Origin of the sequence: Celeribacter sp. (assembly GCF_048261515.1) — a bacterium.
GTDB lineage: Bacteria > Pseudomonadota > Alphaproteobacteria > Rhodobacterales > Rhodobacteraceae > Celeribacter.
This window is the reverse complement of sequence record NZ_JBLXFZ010000004.1, coordinates 17690-41037: the sequence shown is the minus strand read 5'-3', so window position 1 is coordinate 41037 and position 23348 is coordinate 17690. Positions and strand designations below refer to the sequence as shown.

General features: G+C 56.3%; 24 protein-coding genes and 2 tRNA genes. 6 read left to right on the top strand and 20 right to left on the bottom strand.

What is annotated here, in order from left to right:
* Positions 1–52: 52 nt before the first annotated feature.
* The 3 genes from ACN0SC_RS08705 (at position 53) to ACN0SC_RS08695 (ending at position 5309) form a co-directional block, all read left to right on the top strand.
* The gene (locus tag ACN0SC_RS08705; protein WP_417249280.1) at positions 53–553 is read left to right on the top strand and encodes a hypothetical protein; all 501 of its coding nucleotides are present in this window, start codon (positions 53–55) and stop codon (positions 551–553) included.
* Between the two features lie 119 nt (positions 554–672).
* Positions 673–2688: a DNA methyltransferase gene (locus ACN0SC_RS08700; protein WP_417249279.1), complete on the top strand. Its 2016-nt coding sequence runs from the start codon at positions 673–675 to the stop codon at positions 2686–2688.
* The gene (locus ACN0SC_RS08695) at positions 2685–5309 is read left to right on the top strand and encodes a DEAD/DEAH box helicase family protein (protein ID WP_417249278.1); all 2625 of its coding nucleotides are present in this window, start codon (positions 2685–2687) and stop codon (positions 5307–5309) included. The genes ACN0SC_RS08700 and ACN0SC_RS08695 overlap by 4 nt, the downstream gene beginning before the upstream one ends.
* Before the next feature lie 282 nt (positions 5310–5591).
* On the opposite strand, the gene ACN0SC_RS08690 is transcribed toward ACN0SC_RS08695, so the two are convergent.
* From ACN0SC_RS08690 to ACN0SC_RS08610, 17 genes are all read right to left on the bottom strand, one after another.
* Entirely contained in the window at positions 5592–6044 is a 453-nt protein-coding gene (locus ACN0SC_RS08690) for a hypothetical protein (protein WP_417249277.1), read from the bottom strand.
* A gap of 120 nt (positions 6045–6164) precedes the next feature.
* Positions 6165–6626 carry a hypothetical protein gene (locus ACN0SC_RS08685; RefSeq protein ID WP_417249276.1) on the bottom strand — a complete coding sequence of 154 codons (462 nt, stop codon included), beginning with the start codon at positions 6624–6626 and terminating at the stop codon, positions 6165–6167.
* 382 nt (positions 6627–7008) lie between these two features.
* Positions 7009–7773, bottom strand: coding sequence for a hypothetical protein (locus tag ACN0SC_RS08680; RefSeq protein WP_417249275.1), 765 nt, complete (start codon positions 7771–7773; stop codon positions 7009–7011).
* A 343-nt stretch (positions 7774–8116) separates the two neighbouring features.
* Complete coding sequence (locus ACN0SC_RS08675; protein ID WP_417249274.1) at positions 8117–8392, bottom strand: hypothetical protein; 276 nt, start codon at positions 8390–8392, stop codon at positions 8117–8119.
* A gap of 29 nt (positions 8393–8421) precedes the next feature.
* Positions 8422–8772 (bottom strand): zincin-like metallopeptidase domain-containing protein, encoded by a 351-nt coding sequence (locus ACN0SC_RS08670; protein WP_417249525.1) that lies wholly within the window; start codon positions 8770–8772, stop codon positions 8422–8424.
* The gene (locus ACN0SC_RS08665) at positions 8772–9305 is read right to left on the bottom strand and encodes an ArdC-like ssDNA-binding domain-containing protein (RefSeq protein WP_417249273.1); all 534 of its coding nucleotides are present in this window, start codon (positions 9303–9305) and stop codon (positions 8772–8774) included. The genes ACN0SC_RS08670 and ACN0SC_RS08665 overlap by 1 nt, the downstream gene beginning before the upstream one ends.
* A 380-nt stretch (positions 9306–9685) precedes the next feature.
* A tRNA-Phe gene (locus ACN0SC_RS08660) sits at positions 9686–9760 on the bottom strand.
* 112 nt (positions 9761–9872) lie between these two features.
* Positions 9873–10091, bottom strand: a complete 219-nt coding sequence (locus tag ACN0SC_RS08655) for a DNA gyrase inhibitor YacG (RefSeq protein WP_417249272.1) — start codon at positions 10089–10091, stop codon at positions 9873–9875.
* A complete protein-coding gene (locus ACN0SC_RS08650; protein WP_417249271.1) occupies positions 10088–11125 on the bottom strand; it encodes a ribonuclease E/G in 1038 nt (345 codons plus the stop codon). Before ACN0SC_RS08650 ends, ACN0SC_RS08655 begins: the two co-directional genes overlap by 4 nt.
* Positions 11122–11700 (bottom strand): Maf family protein, encoded by a 579-nt coding sequence (locus ACN0SC_RS08645; RefSeq protein WP_417249270.1) that lies wholly within the window; start codon positions 11698–11700, stop codon positions 11122–11124. Before ACN0SC_RS08645 ends, ACN0SC_RS08650 begins: the two co-directional genes overlap by 4 nt.
* Before the next feature lie 15 nt (positions 11701–11715).
* Positions 11716–11934, bottom strand: coding sequence for a translation initiation factor IF-1 (gene infA, locus ACN0SC_RS08640; protein WP_009573923.1), 219 nt, complete (start codon positions 11932–11934; stop codon positions 11716–11718).
* Between the two features lie 151 nt (positions 11935–12085).
* A complete protein-coding gene (locus ACN0SC_RS08635; protein WP_417249269.1) occupies positions 12086–12544 on the bottom strand; it encodes a low molecular weight phosphatase family protein in 459 nt (152 codons plus the stop codon).
* Positions 12545–12548: 4 nt separating this feature from the next.
* Positions 12549–13028, bottom strand: coding sequence for a UPF0262 family protein (locus tag ACN0SC_RS08630; protein ID WP_417249268.1), 480 nt, complete (start codon positions 13026–13028; stop codon positions 12549–12551).
* The gene (gene hisD / locus ACN0SC_RS08625) at positions 13021–14334 is read right to left on the bottom strand and encodes a histidinol dehydrogenase (protein WP_417249267.1); all 1314 of its coding nucleotides are present in this window, start codon (positions 14332–14334) and stop codon (positions 13021–13023) included. Before hisD ends, ACN0SC_RS08630 begins: the two co-directional genes overlap by 8 nt.
* A 132-nt stretch (positions 14335–14466) precedes the next feature.
* Positions 14467–14949 (bottom strand): DUF2948 family protein, encoded by a 483-nt coding sequence (locus ACN0SC_RS08620; RefSeq protein WP_417249266.1) that lies wholly within the window; start codon positions 14947–14949, stop codon positions 14467–14469.
* An 11-nt stretch (positions 14950–14960) separates the two neighbouring features.
* The gene (murA, locus tag ACN0SC_RS08615) at positions 14961–16226 is read right to left on the bottom strand and encodes a UDP-N-acetylglucosamine 1-carboxyvinyltransferase (protein WP_417249265.1); all 1266 of its coding nucleotides are present in this window, start codon (positions 16224–16226) and stop codon (positions 14961–14963) included.
* 10 nt (positions 16227–16236) lie between these two features.
* On the bottom strand, positions 16237–16413 hold the full coding sequence (locus ACN0SC_RS08610; protein WP_417249530.1) for a hypothetical protein: 177 nt from the start codon (positions 16411–16413) through the stop codon (positions 16237–16239).
* A gap of 124 nt (positions 16414–16537) precedes the next feature.
* Between ACN0SC_RS08610 and ACN0SC_RS08605 the strand changes: the two genes are divergently transcribed.
* Positions 16538–16612: transfer RNA gene (locus ACN0SC_RS08605), tRNA-Thr, on the top strand.
* 387 nt (positions 16613–16999) lie between these two features.
* Here ACN0SC_RS08605 and ACN0SC_RS08600 read toward each other — a convergent pair.
* The 3 genes from ACN0SC_RS08600 to ACN0SC_RS08590 all read right to left on the bottom strand — a co-directional run bounded on the left by ACN0SC_RS08600 (position 17000) and on the right by ACN0SC_RS08590 (position 19412).
* Positions 17000–18037, bottom strand: coding sequence for a LysR family transcriptional regulator (locus ACN0SC_RS08600; RefSeq protein ID WP_417249264.1), 1038 nt, complete (start codon positions 18035–18037; stop codon positions 17000–17002).
* Between the two features lie 87 nt (positions 18038–18124).
* Complete coding sequence (locus ACN0SC_RS08595; protein ID WP_417249263.1) at positions 18125–18640, bottom strand: hypothetical protein; 516 nt, start codon at positions 18638–18640, stop codon at positions 18125–18127.
* The gene (locus ACN0SC_RS08590) at positions 18633–19412 is read right to left on the bottom strand and encodes a helix-turn-helix transcriptional regulator (protein ID WP_417249262.1); all 780 of its coding nucleotides are present in this window, start codon (positions 19410–19412) and stop codon (positions 18633–18635) included. The genes ACN0SC_RS08595 and ACN0SC_RS08590 overlap by 8 nt, the downstream gene beginning before the upstream one ends.
* Positions 19413–20356: 944 nt before the next feature.
* Between ACN0SC_RS08590 and ACN0SC_RS08585 the strand changes: the two genes are divergently transcribed.
* Positions 20357–21124, top strand: coding sequence for a hypothetical protein (locus tag ACN0SC_RS08585; protein WP_417249261.1), 768 nt, complete (start codon positions 20357–20359; stop codon positions 21122–21124).
* Positions 21125–21304: 180 nt separating this feature from the next.
* A complete protein-coding gene (locus ACN0SC_RS08580) occupies positions 21305–23323 on the top strand; it encodes a hypothetical protein (protein ID WP_417249260.1) in 2019 nt (672 codons plus the stop codon).
* Positions 23324–23348: the final 25 nt, after the last annotated feature.

The following is a 23348-nucleotide window of genomic DNA, read 5'->3' as shown; positions in this document are numbered from 1 at the left end:
GTTCACTATATGTTAATGCCATTAACACCGCAAGAAAAACAGAAAGCAGGCGATGGATATGAAAAGTTTCGTGGTATGTGTTGGAATGAGTGTGGTGGCGTTTTTCTATACCGGTCTGCGTGTATATGTCCGTGAATTTCCGGAAAACGCTCCCGGCGACGTGGTCGTGCGTGGGCGCGTGATCGGGATTAGCTCAGAAGATGCGCAGGACGCAGGGGCGGCATATAGCGCGACACGGCGGGGTTGCGCCCTGATCGCATTCCATCGGCTCCCGAAAGACCGGAAGCTGGCTATCAGGGAAGAGGCGGCTGCGTTCCGGGAAGCGAGCGCACGGGCAAAGTGGTTTGGGATGTCTGACGTGGAAATTGCGGTCTCACTCGCGCTATCAGATTTGCCCGAGCGGTCCCCTGGTATGGTCCACCTCGGGCGGTCTAAACTGGTCGAGGGTGGGCTGATTTCATCGGCGGCGGCATCCCTATTTCTCCTACCGGTGCATGCGACCCTGAGCGCGATTTCTGAGGCAAGGACACATTTCGGTCAGCAAGCTCCTTGAGTTCGAGTTGCAGAGCTAAAGCCCTTGTTTTGCGGGCGATGACGTAGGCGAGGTGGCGCTGGATTTTTCCCTTTCGATAGGTCAAAAGGGTGAAAAGAATTTAATTGAGGTAATCATCCATGCAGAACCTTCTCGATGACTTGACCGCGCTTCTTCAAGCCGAACAGGCGTTCATCTCGGATGGGGCGATCCTCAAGAATGCGGTTATCGAGGCGGCGCTGAACATGGATGCGCGGCTGCTGGAACTGCTGATGCAGTCTGAGACGATCAAGGCGCATTTCTTCACCGAGGTGGCGGGTGCGCTGGTGTTCGACAAGGTGAAGTTTCAGGACTTCGTGTCCAACAAAGCCTTCCTGCCCGACAGCTACACCGCCTTCAAGAACCGGATCGGCCTGACCGATGGGCGCGGCGATTACCTGAGCCAGTCGCGCGACGTGGTGCTGGCATGGCCCTACAAGGACTGCGTGCTGGAAGGCGGCATGACGAAAGAGGATCGGGGTCGCAACGAGGTGTTCTGGAACACGACGTTGGCCCCGGACGACATCACGCGGCTGTTTGAACCCAAGGTGCTGACCGGCTGGGAACGCTGGGATGCGGAGGCCGTGGCGGCGGGAAAGGCCAAGCCCGTGGGCGAGGTGTCAGACGGCGACAACCTGCTTATCAAAGGCAACAACCTGCTGGCGCTGCATTCGCTGAAAGCGTGCTACGCGGGCAAGGTGAAACTGATCTACATCGACCCACCCTTTAACACGGGAGATGACAGCTTCCGATACAATGATCGGTTTAACCACTCGACTTGGCTGACATTCATGCGGAACCGTTTGGAGGTTGCGCGAGACTTATTGGCAAATGAAGGAGCAGTTGCAGTTATACTTGACGATACAGAGATCCACTACTGCAAGGTTCTAATGGATGAGGTTTTCGGAGCAGAAAACTATATAACCACTGTGTCGGTCGAAGCTGCCACCACGTCCAGCTTCAAAACCGTGAACACGGGACCAACACAGGTCACAAACTTCATTCTTTGTTACTCAAAGCGAAAGTCGAGTTTCGAATATCACGTTCCCTACATTGGCAGTGCAGAGGTAGACCTCGGACACTTTTCCCGCTTCATTGAAAACTTTGAAGACCCCTGCGAAGAATGGCGTTTTAAGGGTATATTCTCACATGTTCTCGATGGGATGGGGTTCAGCGGAGAGACCCCGAACAGTCAGTGGGCCAAAGCCAAGAAAGAACTCGGTGCGGAAGAAGCTACCGCTGTTGCAACTGAGCGCGCCAACGAGTTTGCAATAGAGAATGCCTACAGAGTTTTCGAGACAAAGACCCTTCAAAAACCGTCCGCGTGGCTGACGGAGCATCTCAGAAGATCGCGGGACTTGGATTACGTTATCAAGTTGGATCGTGAGGGACTTGATCCAATATACTTGTATCAGGGCCGACAAGTGTACTTCTTAGGTAAAGGGCTTCGAGAAATAGACGGCGAGAAGCTAGTCGCACGTCCAGTTTCCAATCTTTGGACGGACATTCCGACAAATAACTTGCAGTCTGAAGGCGGCATTAGCTTTCCTGCTGGAAAAAAGCCCGAGGCTCTTTTGCGACGCATTGTCCAGATGTTTTCTTCATCCAAGGACGACATCGTGCTCGATTTCTTTTCGGGATCAGGCACCACCGCCGCAGTAGCTCACAAGATGCGGCGGAAATGGATAGCCGTTGAACAAATGGACTATATCCTTGATTTGCCTGCATCTCGGTTCAAAAAAGTGATCGAAGGGGAGCAGAGCGGCATTTCTAAAGCCGTCGAATGGCAGGGCGGCGGGTCGTTTGTCTATGCCGAACTCGCGGCTTCCAACTCCGCCTTTGCCGACCGGATCGAAGCAGCCCCGGATATGGCCGCGCTGCAAAGCATTCATACCGACATGAAGGCCACCGGCTATCTGCGCTATGACGTGGACCTGAGCGCCTTTGATACCGATGACTTCGCCGCACTTCCGCTGGAAGACGCCAAGCGCGTGTTGATGGACTGCCTTGATGCCAACCACCTGTATGTCAATCTCGGCTCCCTTGGCGATGCGGACTTCGACATTTCCGACGAAGACGCCCGTGCGACCCGCTCTTTCTACGGACTGGACCAATGAGCCAGACTTTAAACGAACAGATTGATGCGGTTGCAAAGTTTGGGATGCTCAAGGCGGACATCCCAGATGACATAACAGGGAACCTTGCGCACCAGATTGAGTTGCGCCCCTATCAACGCACGGCACTGGAACGCTGGCTGTTCTACATCGACAAGTACGAGGAACGGCCCAAGGCCCCGCACCTGCTGTTCCACATGGCCACGGGCAGCGGCAAGACGGTGCTGATGGCGGCGCTGATCCTGGACCTTTACCGGCGCGGCTATCGCAACTTCCTGTTCTTCGTGAACTCCGCCCAGATCATAGAGAAGACCAAGGAAAACTTTCTCAACCCCGCGTCGGCCAAGCACCTGTTCGCGTCCACGGTGCGCATTGACGACAAGCCCGTGGAGATCCGCGCGGTGGACACTTTCGACGCGGTGTCAGGCGATGCGATCAACATCCACTTCACCACCATCCAAGGGCTGCATACCCGGATGCAGGCCCCGAAAGAGAACGCCGTCACCATCGAAGACTTCCGCGACTACAAAGTGGTGATGATCTCGGACGAGGCGCACCACCTGAACGCCGATACCAAGAAGACGCTGAACAAGACCGAGGCAGAGGACAAGGCCAGTTGGGAAGGCACGGTGTCGGAGATTTTCCGCCAGCACCCCGAGAACATGCTGTTGGAGTTTACCGCCACCGTGGACCTGAGCCACGACGCGATCCGGGCGAAGTATGCCGACAAGATACTCTACGACTATTCCCTGCGGCAGTTTCGGGAAGACGGCTATTCCAAGGACATCGAGTTGCGGCAGGCCGATTTGCCGCCCGTTGAACGAATGATGCAGGCAATGGTCTTGAGCCAGTACCGCCGCAAGGTGGCCGAAGCGCATGGGCTGCATTGCAAGCCAGTGATCCTGATGAAGTCCAAGACGATCAAGGACAGCGCCGACAACGAAGCGGCCTTCACGGCGATGGTGGCGGGGCTGACGGGCGAGGCGCTGGACGCGCTCAGAGCGGCTTCTGAGGGCGATGAGACGCTTTCCCGTGCCTTTGCCTTCATCATGGATGAACGAGACATGAGCGGCGCAGATTTCGCTCGTGAGCTACAGGGCGATTTTGCGCCTGAGAAAGTGGTGAACGTCAACAACCCCAAGGATTTGGAAAACAGACAGATAGAGCTGAACGCGCTTGAGGATCGAGATAACGAGATACGGGTAATCTTTGCCGTCGATAAGCTGAACGAAGGCTGGGACGTGCTGAACCTGTTCGACATTGTACGGCTGTATGACACGCGTGATGGCAAGGCCAACAAGGTGGGCAAGACCACGATGGCAGAGGCGCAGTTGATCGGACGCGGGGCGAGGTACTTCCCCTTCACAGCCCCAGATCAGCCCGACGCCGCACGGGAAAAGCGCAAGTACGACAGCGCCGTGGACGCGCCCCTGCGCATCTTGGAGGAATTACATTACCACTGTTCCCACAATCCCAAGTATATTCAGGACATTCGCAACGCCCTGCGCGAAACCGGAATGCTGGACGACACGGCCCGGACGGTGCGGCTGCGGCTCAAGGACAGCTTCAAGCAGACCGACTTCTATGAACGTGAGTTTGTCTGGGTCAATGATCGGGTACGCAATCCGCGTGACGATGTGGCGGGGCTGGCCGCCTACAAGATTGAAGGCTCCTTCACTTATCCCAACCTGATGACAGGCCGAGTAACCGAAGCCTCAGCCTTTGGCGGTGGACAGTTGACTCTAAAACCGTCCAGCAAAGAACCCGTGTCCCGCGACTTCAAGCTGGCCGATTTCGGCAGGGCCATTCTGGGCTTTGCGATGGACGCCAACGACTTCTTCCACTTCGTCAATTTGCAGACCTATTTCCCGCAACTCACCAGCGCCACCCAGTTTGTCACCTCTGACACTTATCTGGGTGGTGTCACTGTCAGTGTGCGCGGATTGCCCGATGACTTGGATAACCTGACGCCACGGCAAAAGTTGGACATCGCGCAATACGTTCTGCACCAGATCGAAAGCGGGGTGAAACGCGAAAGTGTCGAGTACATTGGCACCAAGGACTTCAAGCCCTATCCCATCAAAGACCGCTTCACTGACAAGGTGCTAAAACTCCGGGTCGAAGGTGAGACTGGGTTAAGTTGGGCCGAAAGCAATGTGCCGGGGCTGGATCAGATCGACCTGAGCAGCAAGGAATGGCACGCCTATGACGACAGCTATGGGACGGATCAGGAAAAGCACTTCATAAAATTCATGCACGATCAGGAGGCGCGGCTTCGTGATGTCTATGATGACTTTTATCTGTTGCGGAATGAGAAAGCGGTGAAGATGTTCGACTTTAAGTCCGGACGCGCCTTCGAACCCGATTTTGTTCTTTTCCTGCGGAAGAAGGGTGCAGATGCCAGTACGATCTTGCAGCTCTTCATCGAACCCAAGGGCGATCATCTCCGTCCCCAGGATGATTGGAAACAAGAGTTCCTTTCCGAGATCAAAAGTCAGGCGCGTCTTGAGACCATATTCCAGGGGCGTGACTATGAGGTTCTGGGGCTTCCATTCTACAATGAGGACGGCCAGACGAAAGCCGATTTCAAATTGGCCTTCGAGGGCGTTCTGGCGGAAGGATGATGCTTGGAACGTTAAAGCTGAGGGTAGCGTGAGGCCTTCCCTCCTTCTGATCTTTCATTTCAATGCTCTGGGGGTGCAGGGGGCTTGCCCCCGCTCGACCGGCTGTGACGGGTTCTGTGACGCAAGCGCTGTTGGATCATCCAGGTAGATCGCCGGAGTTGATCGGGCTGGGAGAGTCTTCGCTGGTTGAGGGCGGTCGTATTTCCGCTGCATCCGCGTTCCTGTTTGTCTTGCCTTTCCACATAGCTCTCTGCGTAACCTCTTGGTCAGTAGGATGGCGTTTCACTCGTCGCTGCGCACGCCTGTGGCATAGGATGTGAGAACAATGGCGATGATTGCGTAATGCGCAAGAAAGGTAATTGAGTAAGGAGTATACATCTCATGTAAAGTGACGCCCAAAAGGGTAACGAATGCAAAAACCGCACCAAAGATAAGGTACAGGCCTGCGCAAACGAACCAAAGCGCAAAAATGCTTTTGGACAACCAGGTGAGCGCCCCGGTACGGTGAAATATAGATGGAGATGCGGCAACAAGTGCGCCCAGAAAAGCGGGCAGCATAAATAGGCAGAATTTGAGCAAACCAATCTCGTTTTCGAAAAGCAGGAGCATTGCGGAGGAAGGCATTGCGAACGTGCTGATCATGAGGAGAGAAACTGCGATATCCCTCACGAAAAGGCTCCCGATTTTGTTGAATTGCCGCGCTACGTAAACATCAAGTTTGTCGATCGAAGTCATGTTTCATTTTTCCCTTTTTCGCGAAAGCTTAAGGCGAGAACGCAAATTCATCGCGCCGCTGATATTATTGTTTGGTTTTATTTCGACCCGAACCGTGCAGTTAAGCCCCCCCCCCGGCAATCACTTCACCTTACAGTTTCGGATGTCGCTGGACCCCTCAAGATTAAAGGTAAAGCTCTCCTCGTTTGGCGTCGTCCAGACAGCCTCTGCTCCAGACGCGAGAGCATCGATAATCCTGTTGTGATTATCCTTCTGGACCTGTCCCCAGTCTGCCTGGACACGGCTGGAAATGCTGGTTTCATCCCATGAAGAATTGTAGACGGTATTGCCTTCAAAGACTTGGATGCCGTCGACTTCTACAACGCTCTTGCCAGCGGCTATGTGTAGACCACTCACTGAAAAGGATACAGTTGAGGACATACCCGAGCAGCTATAATGGAGAAAAGAGCCTTCCGCCTTGTTATCAAGGCTACCTTCAAATTGCCCTAGCATAAGGGTATTATGAGTCCATTCCGACGCGGATACCGGAAATGCGGTGAGGGAAAGAGCGGCGATCAGGCATGTGTTGGGTAAAACTCTCATGGTGATAGTCCTGTTGTTTGTGGTGATGATTCGAGATTTGGTGAAGGAGCCTCATCGAAGCTCAATGGCCACAGTATAATTTCGACAACTGTCCAGCCTATTCAAAGGTGGTGTGTTTGGCAGATCGGTTTTGTCGCAATCCTATTCTACCGCTTGAAGTCACCGGCCATCGACGTCAGGTTACCATTTCCCTTGATCCAGAACATTTTCATCGGGTGGCTGCCAAGTGGGTTAATTACGTAGATGCCATCATCCTAAATCACCACTGGCGTCTGGGAGGTCTTAGATTTGCAGGCGGCAAGCGAAAGGGTCATTCCCACAACAAGCCCCAAATTTCTTACTATTGTCATCGAATATTTAATTTCATAGTTGAGCAGGTCTTTCACAAATCCAGATCTGTTTCCTTGGTCTCCGCGTTTATCTCAGCTTCCATCTGCTCACTCATCGATGTCGCGTCAGCGATCTTCAATTTGATATCTTGGTAATGGAAGCGAGCCGTCAATCCATAGGAGTTGTTCTTTCCTGTGGCGAAATAGATTGCTGAGCAAAAGTTTTTGTCGAGATCTGAGGTCGACATGAATTCAAAGCTGACCGATGGGGCAATGCATCCTCCATCAAATACATCTGGCTTGCCTTCAACGAGGGCGCCCGTGCTATCGAATATCCAATAGTTACCGATGTGATCTGAGTACGAGGGCTCTCCATAGGCTGAGACCAGCTTTGCCATGACGCTATCCCAGGGGGGTGCTTTCTCGATAGGAATGCGGAAAGACCGCTCAATGAAAGTCACGACGGAGCCTGCCGCTGGCGAAGATAGTTCGCCTCTTAAGCGATCATATTCCGGAAGGTTTCGATACATTGAAGGATTATCATAAAGACGGGTATCGAAGCTCATGGGCATTTCAAAGGAAACGCTCTTCGATCCACTGCGGATTCCGTAAGTGCCCTCTTCAAGATAGAGACCAAACTTATGCTCGGCGACTGCCTCCTTGACTTCATCAAAGGTCATACCAGATGTAGCGCCAAGGATATTGAAGGGTTGATCCGCCTTGGAGCTTGCCGAATCCACATTGGCCTTTGGTTCAAATGCATAGGCGGGAGAGATCATGGTACAAACAGCCATGATGGGTGCAAAAATCTTCTTCACGCGGCCCTCATAAAAGTCTGAGAAACATTCTTTCGGATGTGTGCTCATCTAAAGTATATATCGACACTCTTGCAAACATTTTTACAATTTCCACCCACTCTCACATGGGCACCACGTAGGCTTCACAAATTTGGAGAACATTGTGTGTCGGTGAACACCGGCTCCCCGCCTTTGCTCACCCCTTATCAATGCTCAGGGGGTGCAGGGGGCCTGCCCCCGCTCGAACGGCTGTGACGGGTTCTGTGACATGAAATGTCACGGGTTCTGTCACGACGGATCGAAACTCATAGTGTCATTCACATGGATGTATAGAGAAGCCCCGCCATGGCGGGGCTTCGACTCTTTATTCCGGAATCCCGGAAACCGCTTTGAGCGTAAATTTACCTCGGGCATGTGCGGGGTAGCTCTTTCGGTCACGGTTGTGAGCGATGGCAACCGCGACGACATGCTGCCCGATGGCCTCAACCCCTTCGGTGATGCGGGCGAATTCCTCTTCGATCAATTCATACAAATCGCGACCATTCCGCCCCTGCATGTTCTCGACGTTGTGGAAAGCGTCCGCCGCCTCGCTCGGATATTCGCTTTCGAGCTGATCGAACGTCAGGTCGTGGAGTTTCATGTGGTTCTCTCCTGTGAAGTGGGGGCCGCTCACGCGGCCTCCCGTTGCTGGAATTTGTTGGGTGCGGTGATGTAGTCCACCGCTTTCTGTGCCGCGCTGGCGGCGCTGAAAATGAACTTCTTGTCATCATGTAGCGCTTTAAGCCATCCTTCGATGTATGCGCCGCTCTGCCCAAAATCAGGGATCAGCCCGAGGGCAAGGCAGGTCATGCAAGCCCCGACTTCTGCCACAAGCTCTTCCCGTGCGTATGCTTCGCGGTCGCGGCCTTTTTTAAAGCGGTCAAGGCGACTCTCATGGCCGGTCCAGTGGATCGTTTCATGTGCAAGGGTTGCATAATAGCCGCCTGCATCATGGAAGGTGCTGACCGGGGGCATGTGGATTACGTCACGCGCTGAGTGGTAGTAGGCTCCGGCTTCTCGGTCGTCTTGATCTGCACCCCTGTCGCAGCAAAGAAAGCGTCAAGCTCGGGACTGGCCTCGGTCCCGAGGTCTCGGGCCTCCACGGCGGCGGAGCGATAGTAATCCTCGGGTAGTCCGTCGATCTGATCGGCGTTGAAAACACGGTAGCCCCGTATATAAGGGATTTTAACCTCCTCCCCCGTCACCTCATCCTCTTTCTCCAGCGTGTTGTAATAGACAACGGAAGCGGATTTCTCACCACGGCGGACCATTCCGCCCGCGTCCTTGGCTTGTTTGAATGTGAACCAATACGGGCTTGCAAAGCCTTTCCGACCGGCAATCATCCAGAGCATCAGCGTGTTGATCCCCCGGTACGCCTCCCCGTTGGCCCGCAGGGGAAACGCTGCGCCCGCCTTACTCCCGGTCCACGGTTGACGCCATGGGGGTGTTCCCGCCTCAATCGCTCCGATAATCGAATCTGTTACATGCTGTTGAATGTCGAATTGATTAGCCATTTGTGGCCTCCCTCAGTCTCTTGCTCCCTTCCAGAATTGGACGGGCTGGCAAGTGAGCCGCGCATCGCGCGTGTCTCTCTTGCCGGACTGGCCCTCGCCGAGAGCAGGGGGGGAACCGCCGCAATTGGAAAATCAAGACATGCAAGGGGTGGAGCGGCCCGCAGGTGAAGCCGAGGACACGGCCCGCCGCAGGACGTAGTATTTTCCGGTTGAGGTGGGGGACCGGCGGTCCCCAGACTCCGCGCATCGCGCGGCATACAAGGAGTCCCGAAGCGGTTCAGCGTTTCAGGATGTAGCCCAGATGTAGCCCCGAACAGACCAGCAGTAAATATTCCATAACTGATGTGTCCGGAATATCCTTTATCTTCAGGGCTTTAGAATGGTGCCCGGGGGCGGAATCGAACCACCGACACGAGGATTTTCAATCCACTGCTCTACCCCTGAGCTACCCAGGCACGGGGAACGCTTTTGCGTTCGGGTAGCGGGGTTTTAGTGGGGGGGCGCGGCGGTGTCCAGAGGGAATTTGAAGAAATTCGGAACTGGGCGGCGCCTATTTCGGCGTCGTGCTTAATGCGGCGCGTTAGAGCTGCCGTTACCGCCGTTTTCGGTGTCCTTGTTCAATTCCTCATCAAGCGCGCGGGCGACCTCTTCGGGATCGTGTTCGCGCGCTGAGGGCACGGCGTAGGAGCCGTTGAGCCAACGGGCAAGGTCGATATCCGCGCAGCGTTTGGAGCAGAACGGGCGGTAGGCTTTGACGCTTTCTTCTCCGCAGATCGGGCAGCTCATTTCAGGGCCTCGGCGATTGGCATACGGGTGCGTTTCTTCTGCACTTCGAACATGCCCAGCGGGGTCCAGCCTGCGAGAACAACGTCCTTGCCGTCTGCTTTGAACGCGGCGCGTAGGCTATGTTCAAACTGGCGGCGATCCTTCTTCGGCATGGGAGCCAGATCAAGGGTAATCTGTCCCGCAAGGCCGCGAATGCGCAACTGGCGCGGCAGGTCGCGGGCCAAAGCGATATTGGCCTTGAGGCCCGCGGCGGGGGAGAAGTCTCCGCCCGTGTTCACGTCCACCGCGACAAGCGCGCGGGTTGGTTCGATATAGGCGCTGGCGGGGCCAGTGAGTGGGCAACGCGGGTCAAGAGCGGCGTCCACCATCTCCTCGACACCGTGGTTGGCGAAGGCGTCCTCGCTATCGTCGAAAACATCGGCATCCCAGTCACGCCACGCGATTTCCCACGGGTCCGCACCATCGACAAGCAGTTCGGGCGCACCCTCGCGGTCGGCGAGAACGGCCTCGGCCAGTGCGCGCATGGCAGCGATGTCTTCGATTATATCTTCGGGTTTGGCCCCTTCGCAGGCGGAGCGCAGAATCAGGCCGAGCGTCTCGTCCGCGCCCTCCATCGTCTCGGCGGCGAGATCGTGGAGGATGATCAGCGCGTCTTCGCCGGTGATCTGGCGCGAGATATTCAGGCCAGGGGCATCGGGGGTGATGATCGCGTATTTCGATTTGAACAGAAGGCGGGTTGTGACGGGGACAGCCTTGCCCTCTTCCGCGATATGCGTGACCTGCACGAGCATGGGTGCGCCAGGTTTGAGACCTTTCGAGCCACGCAGATAGGCGCTTTCCCCATTGGGCAGATCAAGCAGCGCTCCGCCCATTCCTTTGAGGAGGCGGCCGCCTTTGGCGCGGAAAATCGAGCCAGGGGCAGGGGGGGCATTCTCGCCCGCCTCGACGACGAAATCATCGAGCTTGCCGTCGCGGATCAGGGCCGCAGCGCGCTTTCCATCAATTTCGCCCAAGGCGATCACGGAGCCCTTCATGTACGTTCTCCATAGACAGGGTATCCCGCTGCCATCAGCAGGTAGGCGGTTTCGGCCACGGGCAGGCCCATGACGGCGGAATAACTGCCCTGTATCCACGGGATAAAGGCGCCCGCAGGCCCTTGGATGCCATAGCCGCCCGCTTTGCCTTTCCAATCACCAGAGGCAAGGTAGGCGTTGAGTTCGGCGTCGCTGAGGCGTTTCATCTTCACCTCGGTGATAACATCGGCCTCAAGGATACGGTCGCCCGCAGCAACGGCGATGGCCGTAATGACGCGGTGGCGTCGGCCGCCCATGGCGATCAGAAACGCAGCGGCTTCCTTCTCGTCCGCAGGCTTACCCATGATCCGCCGGCCCAAAGCAACCGTCGTGTCGGCACACAGCACAACCTCGCCATCCACGCGCGGAACGGCCTCGACCTTTTCGCGTGCCATGCGGCGAACGTAGGGACGGGGCAATTCCCCCTTGGCGGGGTCCTCGTCGATGTCGGGGGTGCGAATCTCGTCTGGCGACAGCCCGATTTGCGCCAGAAGTTCCTTCCGACGCGGGCTGCCTGAACCGAGGATCAGTTTCATGTGGGGTCGGTTCGCTTAGCGGAAGCGATAGTTGATCCGACCCTTGGTCAGATCGTAAGGGGTCATTTCGACCTGAACTTTGTCGCCTGCGAGAACGCGGATGCGGTTTTTACGCATCTTGCCTGCCGTGTGAGCGATGATCGTATGGCCGTTTTCCAGCTCGACCAGGAATGTCGCGTTCGGCAGGAGTTCCTTCACGACACCGGGAAATTCGAGCATTTCTTCCTTGGCCATGTTCACTCCTATATGTGTTTCCCCGCCATTGTGCGGGCGCGTCAGTAAATGCGCCTTTACGGGCGGCTTTTCAAGGCACAATTGGCGCAAATGGCGCGCATTCGACGTCAAATGCTGGGTTTGGCGCGGGTTTTGGCGCGTGAATTGCGCCCTATGCACCCTGCGGCGGGCCGAAACGCTCTGTCATCCGCGCGATGATCTGGTCGCGGGCTTGGCGGTAGGCGTCGAGCTTTTGCTCGCGGGTCGTGCCGATGCCCGTGGGGTCCATGATGGGCCAGTAGACCACATCGAGGTGGTAATAGCGCGTGAGTTCAAGCGCTTGTCGTTGGGAGGCGGGCGAGAGTGCCACCACCAGTTCATAGCTCGATATGTCGTCGCCCCAATCGCGCATATCCTCAAACGAGCGCGCGCGGTGGCGATGCAGCTCGACATCCATCTCCTCGCAGACCGCGATGGCGAAACCGTCGATATCCATGTCGTTTTTGACGCCCGCCGATTGGACGTAGATGTCGGTGCCGTAGAATTTCTTCATCAGCCCCTCGGCCATGGGCGAGCGGACGGCATTGTGGTCGCAGCAGAACAGGACGGAGGTGGGGCGTTCTGCTGTCATGCGATCACGCCCCCCAGTGCAGCACACAAATGAGCGTAAACAGGCGGCGTGCGGTGTCGCTGTCGACCACCGCTTTGCCTTCCAGACGCTCTTGGAGGACGCGCGCGCCCTCGTTGTGGATGCCGCGCCGCGCCATGTCGATGGCTTCGATCTGGCTCGGGGGCATGGTCTTTACCGCGTCGAAATAGCTCTCGCAGATCTGGAAGTAATCTTTGACGACCTGACGGAAGGGGCCGAGCGAAAGGTGGAATTCGCCGACCTTCGCGTCGCTCTCGTCGGACAGGTCAAAGACGAGGCGGCGATCTCGGATGCACAGGAGTAATTTGAACGGACCAGGAGGCACGTCGCGCCCGTCACGGGCAGGCAGGGCAAAGCTGTTGTCTTCGAGCAGGTCGAAGATCGCTACTTTACGTTCCTGTTCGATTTCGGCGGTTGGCGGGGCCAGACCCGTGTCGTCGATGGTGATGGCAATGAGGTTACTCATCGACGCCTCCGTTGAGCCGATCCAGCCGAGCGCGCACCGACAGACCGTGCGCTTCGAGGCTTTCCGCTTTTGCCAATGTTTCCGCTGCAGGGCCTATGGCCTTGAGCGCCTCGGGGGTCATCTTAGCCAGCGTTGTGCGTTTGAGGAAGTCGAGTGTCGACAGGCCAGAGGAGAACCGCGCCGAGCGTGCCGTGGGCAGGACGTGGTTCGGTCCGCCGATGTAGTCGCCGATGGCCTCTGGCGTCCATGCGCCGAGGAAGATCGCACCCGCGTGGGTAATCTTTTGCGACAGGGCCTCGGGATCGGCCACGCAAAGTTCGAGGTGTTCGGGCGCGAAACGGTCGGAAATCTCGGCGGCTTCATCAAGGTCGCGCACCGTGATGACAACGCCGTTGTTGGTCCATGACGGTCCCGCAATGGCGCGGCGTTCGAGTGTCTCCAGTCGGGCCTCAACCGCTTCCGCAACCGCCTTGCCGAAGGCTGCGTCATCGGTGATCAGGATCGACTGGGCGCTTTCGTCGTGCTCGGCCTGCGACAGCAGGTCAATGGCGATCCAGTCGGGGTCATTGTCACTGTCCGCAATCACGAGGATCTCGGAGGGGCCTGCGATCATGTCGATGCCGACCTTGCCAAAGACACGCCGTTTGGCTGCGGCGACAAAGGCGTTTCCTGGTCCGGTGATCTTGTCGACTGGGGCGATGGTTTCGGTGCCATAGGCGAGGGCGGCCACGGCCTGTGCGCCGCCGATACGGTATATCTCGTCCACTCCTGCAATCCGCGCGGCCAGAAGCACCAGCGGATTGGCCTCGCCATCAGGCGTAGGCACGGTGATCGCCAGCCGCGGCACGCCCGCAACCTTGGCGGGGATCGCGTTCATCAGGACTGAGGACGGGTAGGTTGCAAGGCCACCAGGGACATAGAGACCCGCCGCCGAAACGGGTGTCCAGCGCCAGCCCAGTGTTGCCCCGTCGGGGTCGGTCCACATGGTGTCTTCCGGAACCTGACGAACGTGGTAGGCGCGAATGCGTTCGGCGGCCAGTTCCAGCGCCTCGCGGTCCTCTGCGGAGACCTGAGCGCAAAGCGCATCCACCTCGGCATCGGAAAAGCGCAGGCCCGCCGCGTCGAGCGACATACGGTCGAATTTCTCGGTCAGTTCCAGCACCGCCGCATCACCGCGCGCACGCACATCTGCGATGATTTCGGCCACGATATGATCGACTTCGGGGCTGTCTTCGCGCTTGGCGGACAGAACCTCGCGTAGGCGCGCGTCGAAATCGGGGTCGGTGGTGGACAGAAACTGGGGCATTGGGTGGTTCTCCTTGAACCCACGCCTTTACCGCACGCCTGCCCGCGCCTCAAGCGTGGAGGCGTGGCCGCGTGACGTTTCGCGCCACTCGGTCGCGGCAAGCATTTCCGTTTCGGTTGATTTCGCTCGCCATCACAGGTCGTCGTGGGAGGGCGCTTTGCGCGATGGCGCGACATAGGGGCGCGTCACATCCTTGAGCGTGACATCCAGCGCCTCGACGTCGAGTGCGATGGCCCCGTCGCCCGCCAGAGTAATTTCGACCCGACCCGCGCCGTCTGTCGATGGCGTGAAGGTCATGGCGAGAATGGAGATCACCGTGTCCTTGTCGCCAGCCGTGAAACCCATGGATTTCGCGGTCATAACGTCGTCGAAAACCAGAACCGCCTGAACTCGCTCCACGGGGCGGCGGCGTTCCTCGGCAAATGCGACATCTTCCCAGCGGAAGCGGTTGACCAGCAAGGCAAAGCGGCGCTGCGTGGCATCGTAGGAAATCTCGCCCATCGGCACCACCGCGTCCTGGCAGAGCGCGGAGAGGACCGTCAGATCCTCGGTGTCGAGTGCGCGCAGATAGAGCGGACGCTCGCCGCCATCTTCAAACCGTGCGTCTTCGACCATGGGAGCGTTCCTTATTCCGTGATGCGTTCAATACTTGCGCCGATGCCCGACAGTTTTTGCTCGACGCGCTCATAGCCGCGATCGAGGTGGTAGACGCGGCTGACTACCGTTTCGCCCTCGGCGGCCAGACCCGCAAGGATGAGCGACACAGAGGCGCGCAAATCGGTGGCCATTACTGGGGCGCCCTTGAGGCGGTCAACACCATGCACCGTTGCCACGCCGCCCTGAACGTCGATGTCCGCGCCCATGCGGATCAGTTCGGGCGCGTGCATGAAGCGGTTCTCGAAAACGGTCTCTTCGAGTCTTGAGGTGCCTTCGGCGGTGCAAAGCAGCGCCATCATCTGCGCCTGTAGGTCGGTGGGGAAGCCAGGGAAGGGTTCGGTGACAACATCCACTGCCTTCACCCGATCGCCCGCGCGTTTGACCGTGAGCCCGCGCGCGTCTTCGGTCACGTCGATGCCCGCCTCGTTCAGTTTCGCCACGAAGCTCTCGACCAGCGACAGCTTGCCGCCAAGACAGGTTACTTCGCCGCCGCAGATCGCGGGTGCCAGCATGAAGGTGCCAAGTTCGATGCGGTCAGTGACAACGGGGTGGGTTGCGCCGTGCAGGCGGTCAACACCCTGAATCTCGATGCGCGATGTGCCGTCGCCTTCGATCTGCGCGCCCATTTTGCGCAGGCAGGAGGCCAGATCGACGATTTCGGGTTCGCGCGCGGCATTCTCCAGAACCGAGGTGCCCTTGGCCAACGTCGCGGCCATCAGGAAGTTCTCGGTCGCGCCCACGGAGGGGAAGCGCATTTTATGGACCGCGCCTTTCAGACCGCCGCGCGCATTTGCGTGCAGGTAGCCGTCCTTGAGTTCGATCTCCGCGCCGAGCGCTTCCAGAGCCGTGGTATGAAGGTCCATCGGACGCGCGCCGATTGCACAGCCGCCAGGCAGGGAGACAACCGCGTGACCCAGACGCGCAAGGAGCGGGCCGAGCACGAGGTTGGACGCACGCATCTTGCGCACGATCTCGTAGTCCGCAACGGGATTGACCTCACCGTGGCAGCTCATCGTCTGCACTTTGCCGTCTTGCAGCGCGGAAACCTCGGCGCCCAGAGAGGCCAGCAGTTCGGTCATGGTCTTGATATCTGACAGGCGCGGGGCGTTGGTCAGCGTCAAAGGCTCCTCGGAGAGAAGCGTTGCGGGCATGAGCGTCAGACAGGCGTTCTTCGCGCCCGCGATCTCGATATCCCCCGAAAGCGGCCCGTTGCCGCGTACCAGAATGCTGTCCATCTTTGCCTGCCTATCGCTCTGTCTCGGGGCCGTCGGACGCGTTGCTCTTGCGCGCGCGGGCCTGTGCCTTGCGCCGCGACAGGTTGGCCTTCAACGCCGCTTTGAGCCGCTCGTCGCGAGTCGGCTTGGCGTTGGATTTGGCTGTGTCCTTCGGGGCGTTCTTGTTCATGTCTTTCCATGTAGCCAAACCTCCCTCTCCCGTCCAGTCCAAGCGCCACGCCTGCCATTGCAGGCGCGCGCGCGCGCCACAAATTTTTCTCCAAATTGCGCTTGCAAGCGCGCGCGATTGCGTCTAATCAGCCGCCCACGGCGCTGCTGTAGCTCAGAGGTAGAGCACTCCCTTGGTAAGGGAGAGGTCGAGAGTTCAATTCTCTCCAGCAGCACCATCAACGCAGATATTTTCTTCGCTTATTTACGGGCTGGTCGAAAGATCAATGCTTTAGCCTTTTTTCGTCCCATTTTCGTCGGCTGTGGATGGCTTTGGGTTGCCTGCCGAAAAGTATTGAATCAGTCATATTGTTATGGGGACCGCAGGCGGCGCACTGGGCTAATTTCTTGGTCATTCCGTTAAAGGCGTGTCGAAAGATGAGGTGATTGCTCATGCTTCTGGCGATCCCATAGGAAGGCGAGGTAGGCCGCGATTGTGATGCGCGATGCTTCCCCGAGTCGATCGACAAGCGGCATTCCGTGCGTCGCTACATCATACGCTACAAGGTCAACGAATTTACCGCGATGCAGATGCTAGCGGCTGAGCAGGTACCTTGGAAGGATCGCTATTTGATTAAGTCGCTGTTGTAGCTCACGGGGTGCGTGGGGGAACGATCTGTGCCGCGCATCTGACCGACACTTCTGGTTAGAAACTGATCCATGGCCGAGGCGTGGGCTTCTTTCACCCGTTTCGCGAGAAGCGTGAAAAATTGTGCGAAGGGCTTTAGAGTCATCAAGTGCTTTGGCATGACCAGAGAAATGTCGCGCGCGTGTTCGCCTGTATCAATAAACCGGATTTTGTCCTGTAGAGAGGACGAAAGATGCGGCAGCAGGGAGCTTGGCAAATGTGCTGTCGCGAGCCCTTGGGCGACAATTTCCATTCCCGCACGGTGAACAGGGCAGGAATAAAATGGTTCGGCAAAGGGAAGCGTCGTCGCATACCATCCTTCGCTTTTGTTCTGCCATGAGACAGGATCCGTTATGGCGACGAAGCATGACAGAGACGGCGGAGCATTGGCTCCAAGCCGTTTCGTTTTCAAAATTTGTTCAATGTAGTCAATAGGTACATCGCGTGGGACGGCCCATAGGATCTGGTCGCTAAACAGGAATTCTTGCTGAAGAGACGAACTGAGAGCTTCGGCGCTCTTGGTATTCACGATGGCACAATTGACGCGGTGCATGGAGATCATGTCGATCACTTGCTCGGAATTCTCGCCTGTTTTGAACGCAAAGTGTTTGAACCCTTCAACATCGCGCGCGGCTTGTGCGGCTAAGGCGATAAAGCGACGGCGCATGCTTGGGATCGAGCCCAGTTGCAAGACCAATTGTTTACCGTCAAATTCGGTGTGATGACGTTCCCATGCGCACGACAATATTTGACTTATCTCGCTTGCAACGCGGAACCAATGCTCTCCGCTCGGAGTAAGTTCGTCAGAGCGTGAGGGGCTACGCTTGATCAATTGCGATCCGAGGCAATCCTCAAGCTTCGAGAGCTGTTGCGATACGGTTGGCTGTGACACGCCAAGAAGCTTTGTGGCCTTGGAAATGGAGCCTGCCACAACAACGCCGTGGAAGATTTCCAGTTGTTTCAAGGTGATTGCCATACGCGTCTATCCCACGAATTAAATCATATTAACATAAAACGCTGCGAAATGCATCGAAGCCCTTTTGCGGCGGCTGTTTCATCCCTTTCATTGTGGCATGTCGTAATCACAAACGACGGACCAAATGTCCTCGTTGAGTGTCTGTATGTCCCTCAAGGCAAGATCAATCTCGGCAAGTTCCGCCTCGTCCAGGACTGTTTCGGCACCATAAGCCAAACTGTTTTTTCGATCTGCAATCCGCATTTGAATTGCGCGAACAGGCCCGCCGTCTTGATCGAAGGCATAGAGGCAATGATTTAGGCGATTGCGTAGCCCCGAAAGCTTTTTCATTCTTTTGCTGATGGTGAGAATCCGATGGATCGCGTCAGCGGGCAGGGGGCAGTTTTGGCGTTTGGCGAGCCGATCGACGAGATCGAGGCGCGCACGGGTCGTGTTCAATGTCAGGTGAATAATCGTTGCCGTTGACGTATCCGTCGGGATCAAGCCAGCCATCAAATGAATGAGCGTGCTTTCTGTGTTGGTCCACGCATAGTTAATCTGTCCGATGCGCATCAAGAACGCATCGAAGTCTTTCGGCGGCGTCTGGGTCGTCGGGCTACTCATTGTAACCATGGTGGAAGCGCGCCGCGGCCTCCGTCCGGTTGGACACACCGAGTTTTGAAATGACGCGATGCATATGCAGCTTAACGGTGTGCTCTGAAATATTCAGATCGCGGGCGATGACTTTGTTCGGGCATCCTTGAGCGGCCAAGGATAGCACTTCGGTCTCACGTGGTGTGAGGGCTGCCTGAATGGCCTCTGCCTGCGCCGCTGTTGGATGGTGGGCGGCAGGTGCGGGTGCGGGGGCGTAACGATGCGCCCCGTCCACGGCATCGGTCGGTTTTTGGGCCATTTTGACTGTTATTTCGGGTGGAATGTAATGCGCCCCTGCGCAGATCACGGTCATTAGTCCGAGAAAAGCGCAGACGTTGAGATTCATAGGAAGAAAGCTGATGTGCTGTTTACAGATTTCTTGTGCATGCATTTCGTAAAATACTTGCGCGTCCTCTGTGTTCTCGAATCCTATGACGAGTTTACTTCTGACCAGTAAGGGATCTGTGCCCCTCAAGCGTTGCAATAGGTCCGTGGCGTTATGCAAATCGCACACCACCATGAATAGTTCGGGCCCATGAGGCACACTGCGTGTTGCAGACATAACCAGATGCAGCACCTGAAAGTCAGGTACGTGCAGTGTGTGTGTGTGTTCGATCTCCGTTTCCACCGTCCGTAGCGTGACAGGTGAAAAAACACTCGAAGATCCGATAAAGAATATTAACCGTTTTAAGGTCTCAACGGGTTCACCGTTCGAGACCTCAGAAAGTGAAATACTTTCCATAGTTCCCCCCCCCAGGAAAAAGCAGTACTCGCCACAGAAACTGAGCGACAAACACTTGCGCGCAAAGCGACCACTTACGCGCAAAGCAACATTTAAAGACTGAACCAAATACAAAGCAGCAATCGGAATTCGTGAAGAAATCTGGGCCTCGGAAAATCTACGGTGAGGCCAGTTGATTCCTAGAGACTGCAAGAGATCCGCCTAAAAGTTAATCAATAACCAAACCTATCAATCACCTATTGGCTGCGGTCTATCCGTCAAAAGGTGTAGGCGAAGCGCTAAATTCAGGCTCCGTTAGGGCCTGAAATCGCGGGAAGTCTCCCTTGTTTCCGCCTTCCTTGTGCCGCCTTCGGGGAGGGGTCCGCGTCGCAGAATACCCAACTAAGCGCTCTCCGTAAGATGTAGGCCGTTTGGGTAGTCAGGGGTATCGATCTATACCTTCTGAATATCCTCCTTCAGATGGGTGATGTTTGTTCAATAGTTACAAAACAATGACTTAGGTCGATTCTTTGGAGTGGCTATACCCAATGGGCGACTAGGCTGTTCGCTGATCTCATCGCAGTGTTCGTTTGTCGGCAACGTTTCGTCGGCGGCTTGTTTGGCCATCAGCGGTTCGTAAGAGGCGCGGTCAAAAAGGTCCGGGGATTCTCCCCACACAAAAAGATCTGGAATATCCGTTTTGGAAATGAATGACGGCCTCCGGATCTGCAACCAACATGGAGGAATTTACAATGTCTAATAAAGGTCGTGGCAACGGTCCCACTCAACCACAGGGTGATCCGAATATGAATCAAGACCAAGGTCAGTCTGAGACACAAGCTCAGCTGCAAGCGGAGCTTCAGGCTCAGCTGCAAGCCCAAGGTCAAGGGCAACACCAAGACCAGGGCCAAGGTCAAGGTCAGGACCAAGGTCAGTCCCAGAGTTCGTCCAGCCTGAATGGCAACATGAACGGTAACCTGAATGGGAGCATGAACGGCAACCACAATGGTAATACCAATGGCAACTCCAACGGTAACGTGAATGCCAATGGGAACACCAACGCAAACGTGAATGGCAACACGAACTCCAATACCAACACATCCGACACCACTGTGACGGTTGATGTTGATCTTGGTATCAAGGGCATCGCGCCTGAGGACAATGATTTCATTGACCTCGATCACGCTTCGATGGGCGACTATATCAACGGTTCGTTCGATCCCGGCAACGAGTTGAATATGAGTGAATTGCTTGATCACGCTCTCACTGGCGCAGGCAACGACTCAGGTCAGATCTTTGGCCAGTCCAACAACCTCGTTGATAACGACACGCTGAATAGCCCGAATGTCGCGAACAACGGTGGCTTCACGGTCAACGGCACCACGTCTGGTGGTGGAAGTGAAACCGGTGACGGTATCTCTTCGGCTGGTGGCTCGGCAGCTGCTGAAGAGGCTGACTCCGGGTGGGGCGGTCACGGTAAAATGGGCCATGGCCAAGGTGGCGAAGACGCTGACTCTGGCACTGGTGGCGGCATTGGTGACTGGGGCTCAGGCAACGGTGACGATGGCTATGTTGGCGGTTCTGCCTACTCTGATGCGGGTGCTGAGATGGATGTCACGGCATTCAACCAGTCCATCGTCATGGGCGCCAACGTTCTGGGCAATACCGTCGACACAACCGTGGTCGGTGGCGGTATGACGTCCACCTACTCCATCGGTGACGACGAAGCATAAGGTCCCTACGACCTTAGCACGATGCGCCCGCACTATCCCATAGCCACGCGGGCGCATCATTTTCCTGTCCTTAGTTCAGCACATCCCATTCGGGAATGGCTCGACGCCTGACAGTTAAGACCTCCCATGAGAGGTCCCCAAGAGGGTCCAAAACCCCATAGCAACAGGAAGGAGGAGACAATGCTTGATCGCAATTCAGAAGCGATCGCCCATTTCATTGGTCATTTCGATCGAGAAATCGACGCGCTCCTCACCCGTTTGGACTATGACAAATTCTCCGCACAACAAAAGGCTGAGTATGAGCCAGGCGACCTGTTGAATGTGAAGGTCAATGTCTCCTCTCCCCTTTCACTCACCGACATGTATCCGCAGGTGGATATGCCGATCTGGTTTAGCTCGGCGCCCCTGTCCCCGATGGGTGTTGGTATTCCTCATAGCGAGGGTTTTCGTGCGTTCGGAGCCGACACTAGCAATCAACTCTATTCCAGCATGTCTGCATGGGAATACTTCGGGCAGGGGAAGATGCTTTTCATCCTGCCGCCTGAGAACAGTTGGGCAGCGATCGTGGCGCAGAAAAATACGCTTTTGGATGACGATACGCTGTTGCTGCGCCCGCTCGATTTGCCGGAAGGTATTGCGCGAGATGCATCGCCTGAGGCGCTTGATGCGCTGTTGGTGAACCTGGCTAGAGCCGCGGATGCACTTGATAGATACGCATCGAACCCAACAGAAGAACCTCCAGTTGAAGCTCTGTCTGGCGCTCATATATCCCGTGTCACAGGTGATGATGATGCCTTCGATACGGTCGCTGATGGTGGCGTTTTGGTCCTCGACGGGGCCTCACTTGTCTCTACGCCCGAAACGCTTACGGACGCTCTTGATGCGCGTTTGGAGCGGTTGACTGATGAGGAGGTCCTCGACGAGGAACCAGAGGTAAACGAAGGCCGCGCTGTCTCTGGTGAAAGTGTCACCGAGCATGTCGAAATTTCGAGCGCTGCCCCCGCCACATCCGTTCCGCAAGAGATTTCCACGGGAGACAACTTGCTGATGAACGAAGCCGTTTGGGGCGGGATCGCCCCTGATGCGGGGACATTCATTGTTGGTGGCGAGTATACCTCAACGGTCAAGATTTCGCAGATCAACGTTGAAAGCAACACAGACCTCGTCATGAGCGATGTTGCGGGGCAGGCCGAGGTCGCGCCAAGCATGTCCGGGAATTTCGCAGAGATTTCATATAGCTCGAACGCGCCAACCGCAGTCGTTGGAGCGAATGGTCAAGTCTACACTGGTGCACCAGCGGGTTATGCACTTGCCACGCTTGACGGTGACTTGGTGTTCACCTCGCAGATCGTTCAGATCAATCTGATTTCCGACAACGACGTTATCACCTACGAACAGGTTTTCCATTCGGTGGATATTTCGTTGGGCGAGAATATGTCGGTCAACAGTGCGGTCCTGAACGGTTTCCAGTTTGGTTATGATGTTATCATGGTCGGCGGAGACATGTTTCAGTCCGCCTCGATCAGCCAGACAAATATCCTGCTCGATAATGACTTTGTGGTTGCCGAAAACGGAACGCTCGGATCGGTCTTAACTGGAGCCAATCTGCTCTGGAACGAGGCTACAATTTCGATCTCTGGCATTGATACGGTCTCCGAAATGACGGGCGATGCATCGCGTGCGCTGGACAGCCTGAATTCCGGTGACTTCGATCCCTTCCGTTTGGATGGTTTGGATGGTCTGAACGGGACGCAGGTTGCGCGGGTTCTGGCCGTCGAGGGTGACTACGTCATGTCTACGACGCTCACACAGATCAACATCCTTTCAGATTCCGACCTCATCCAACTCTTTGCCGATGATGCCGCTGCATTCTCACAGTTTGACCTGCGCACGGGTGACAACATTCTCGCTAATACCGCCAAGGTCAACGTGATGGGACTGGACAGCGATATCATGGCCAGTGGCGGCGCCTATTCCGATGTCGTGATCTTTCAGGCCGGAATGTATGACACGGATGCTGCATCGCTTGATCTTGGCGATACGGACATGAGCGGATTGGCCACTGAGGCGGTCGCATTTCTTGTCGACGGAATGATTGATGGCACCCCCGCGTCCGATGAGGCGACGGGGGCCGATATCTGTGGCGTTGAAGGATGCCAATCCGGAAATTTCGATGCGCTCAATACAATGATTTCTTGAATTAACGGGACTTAACTCGCGATTT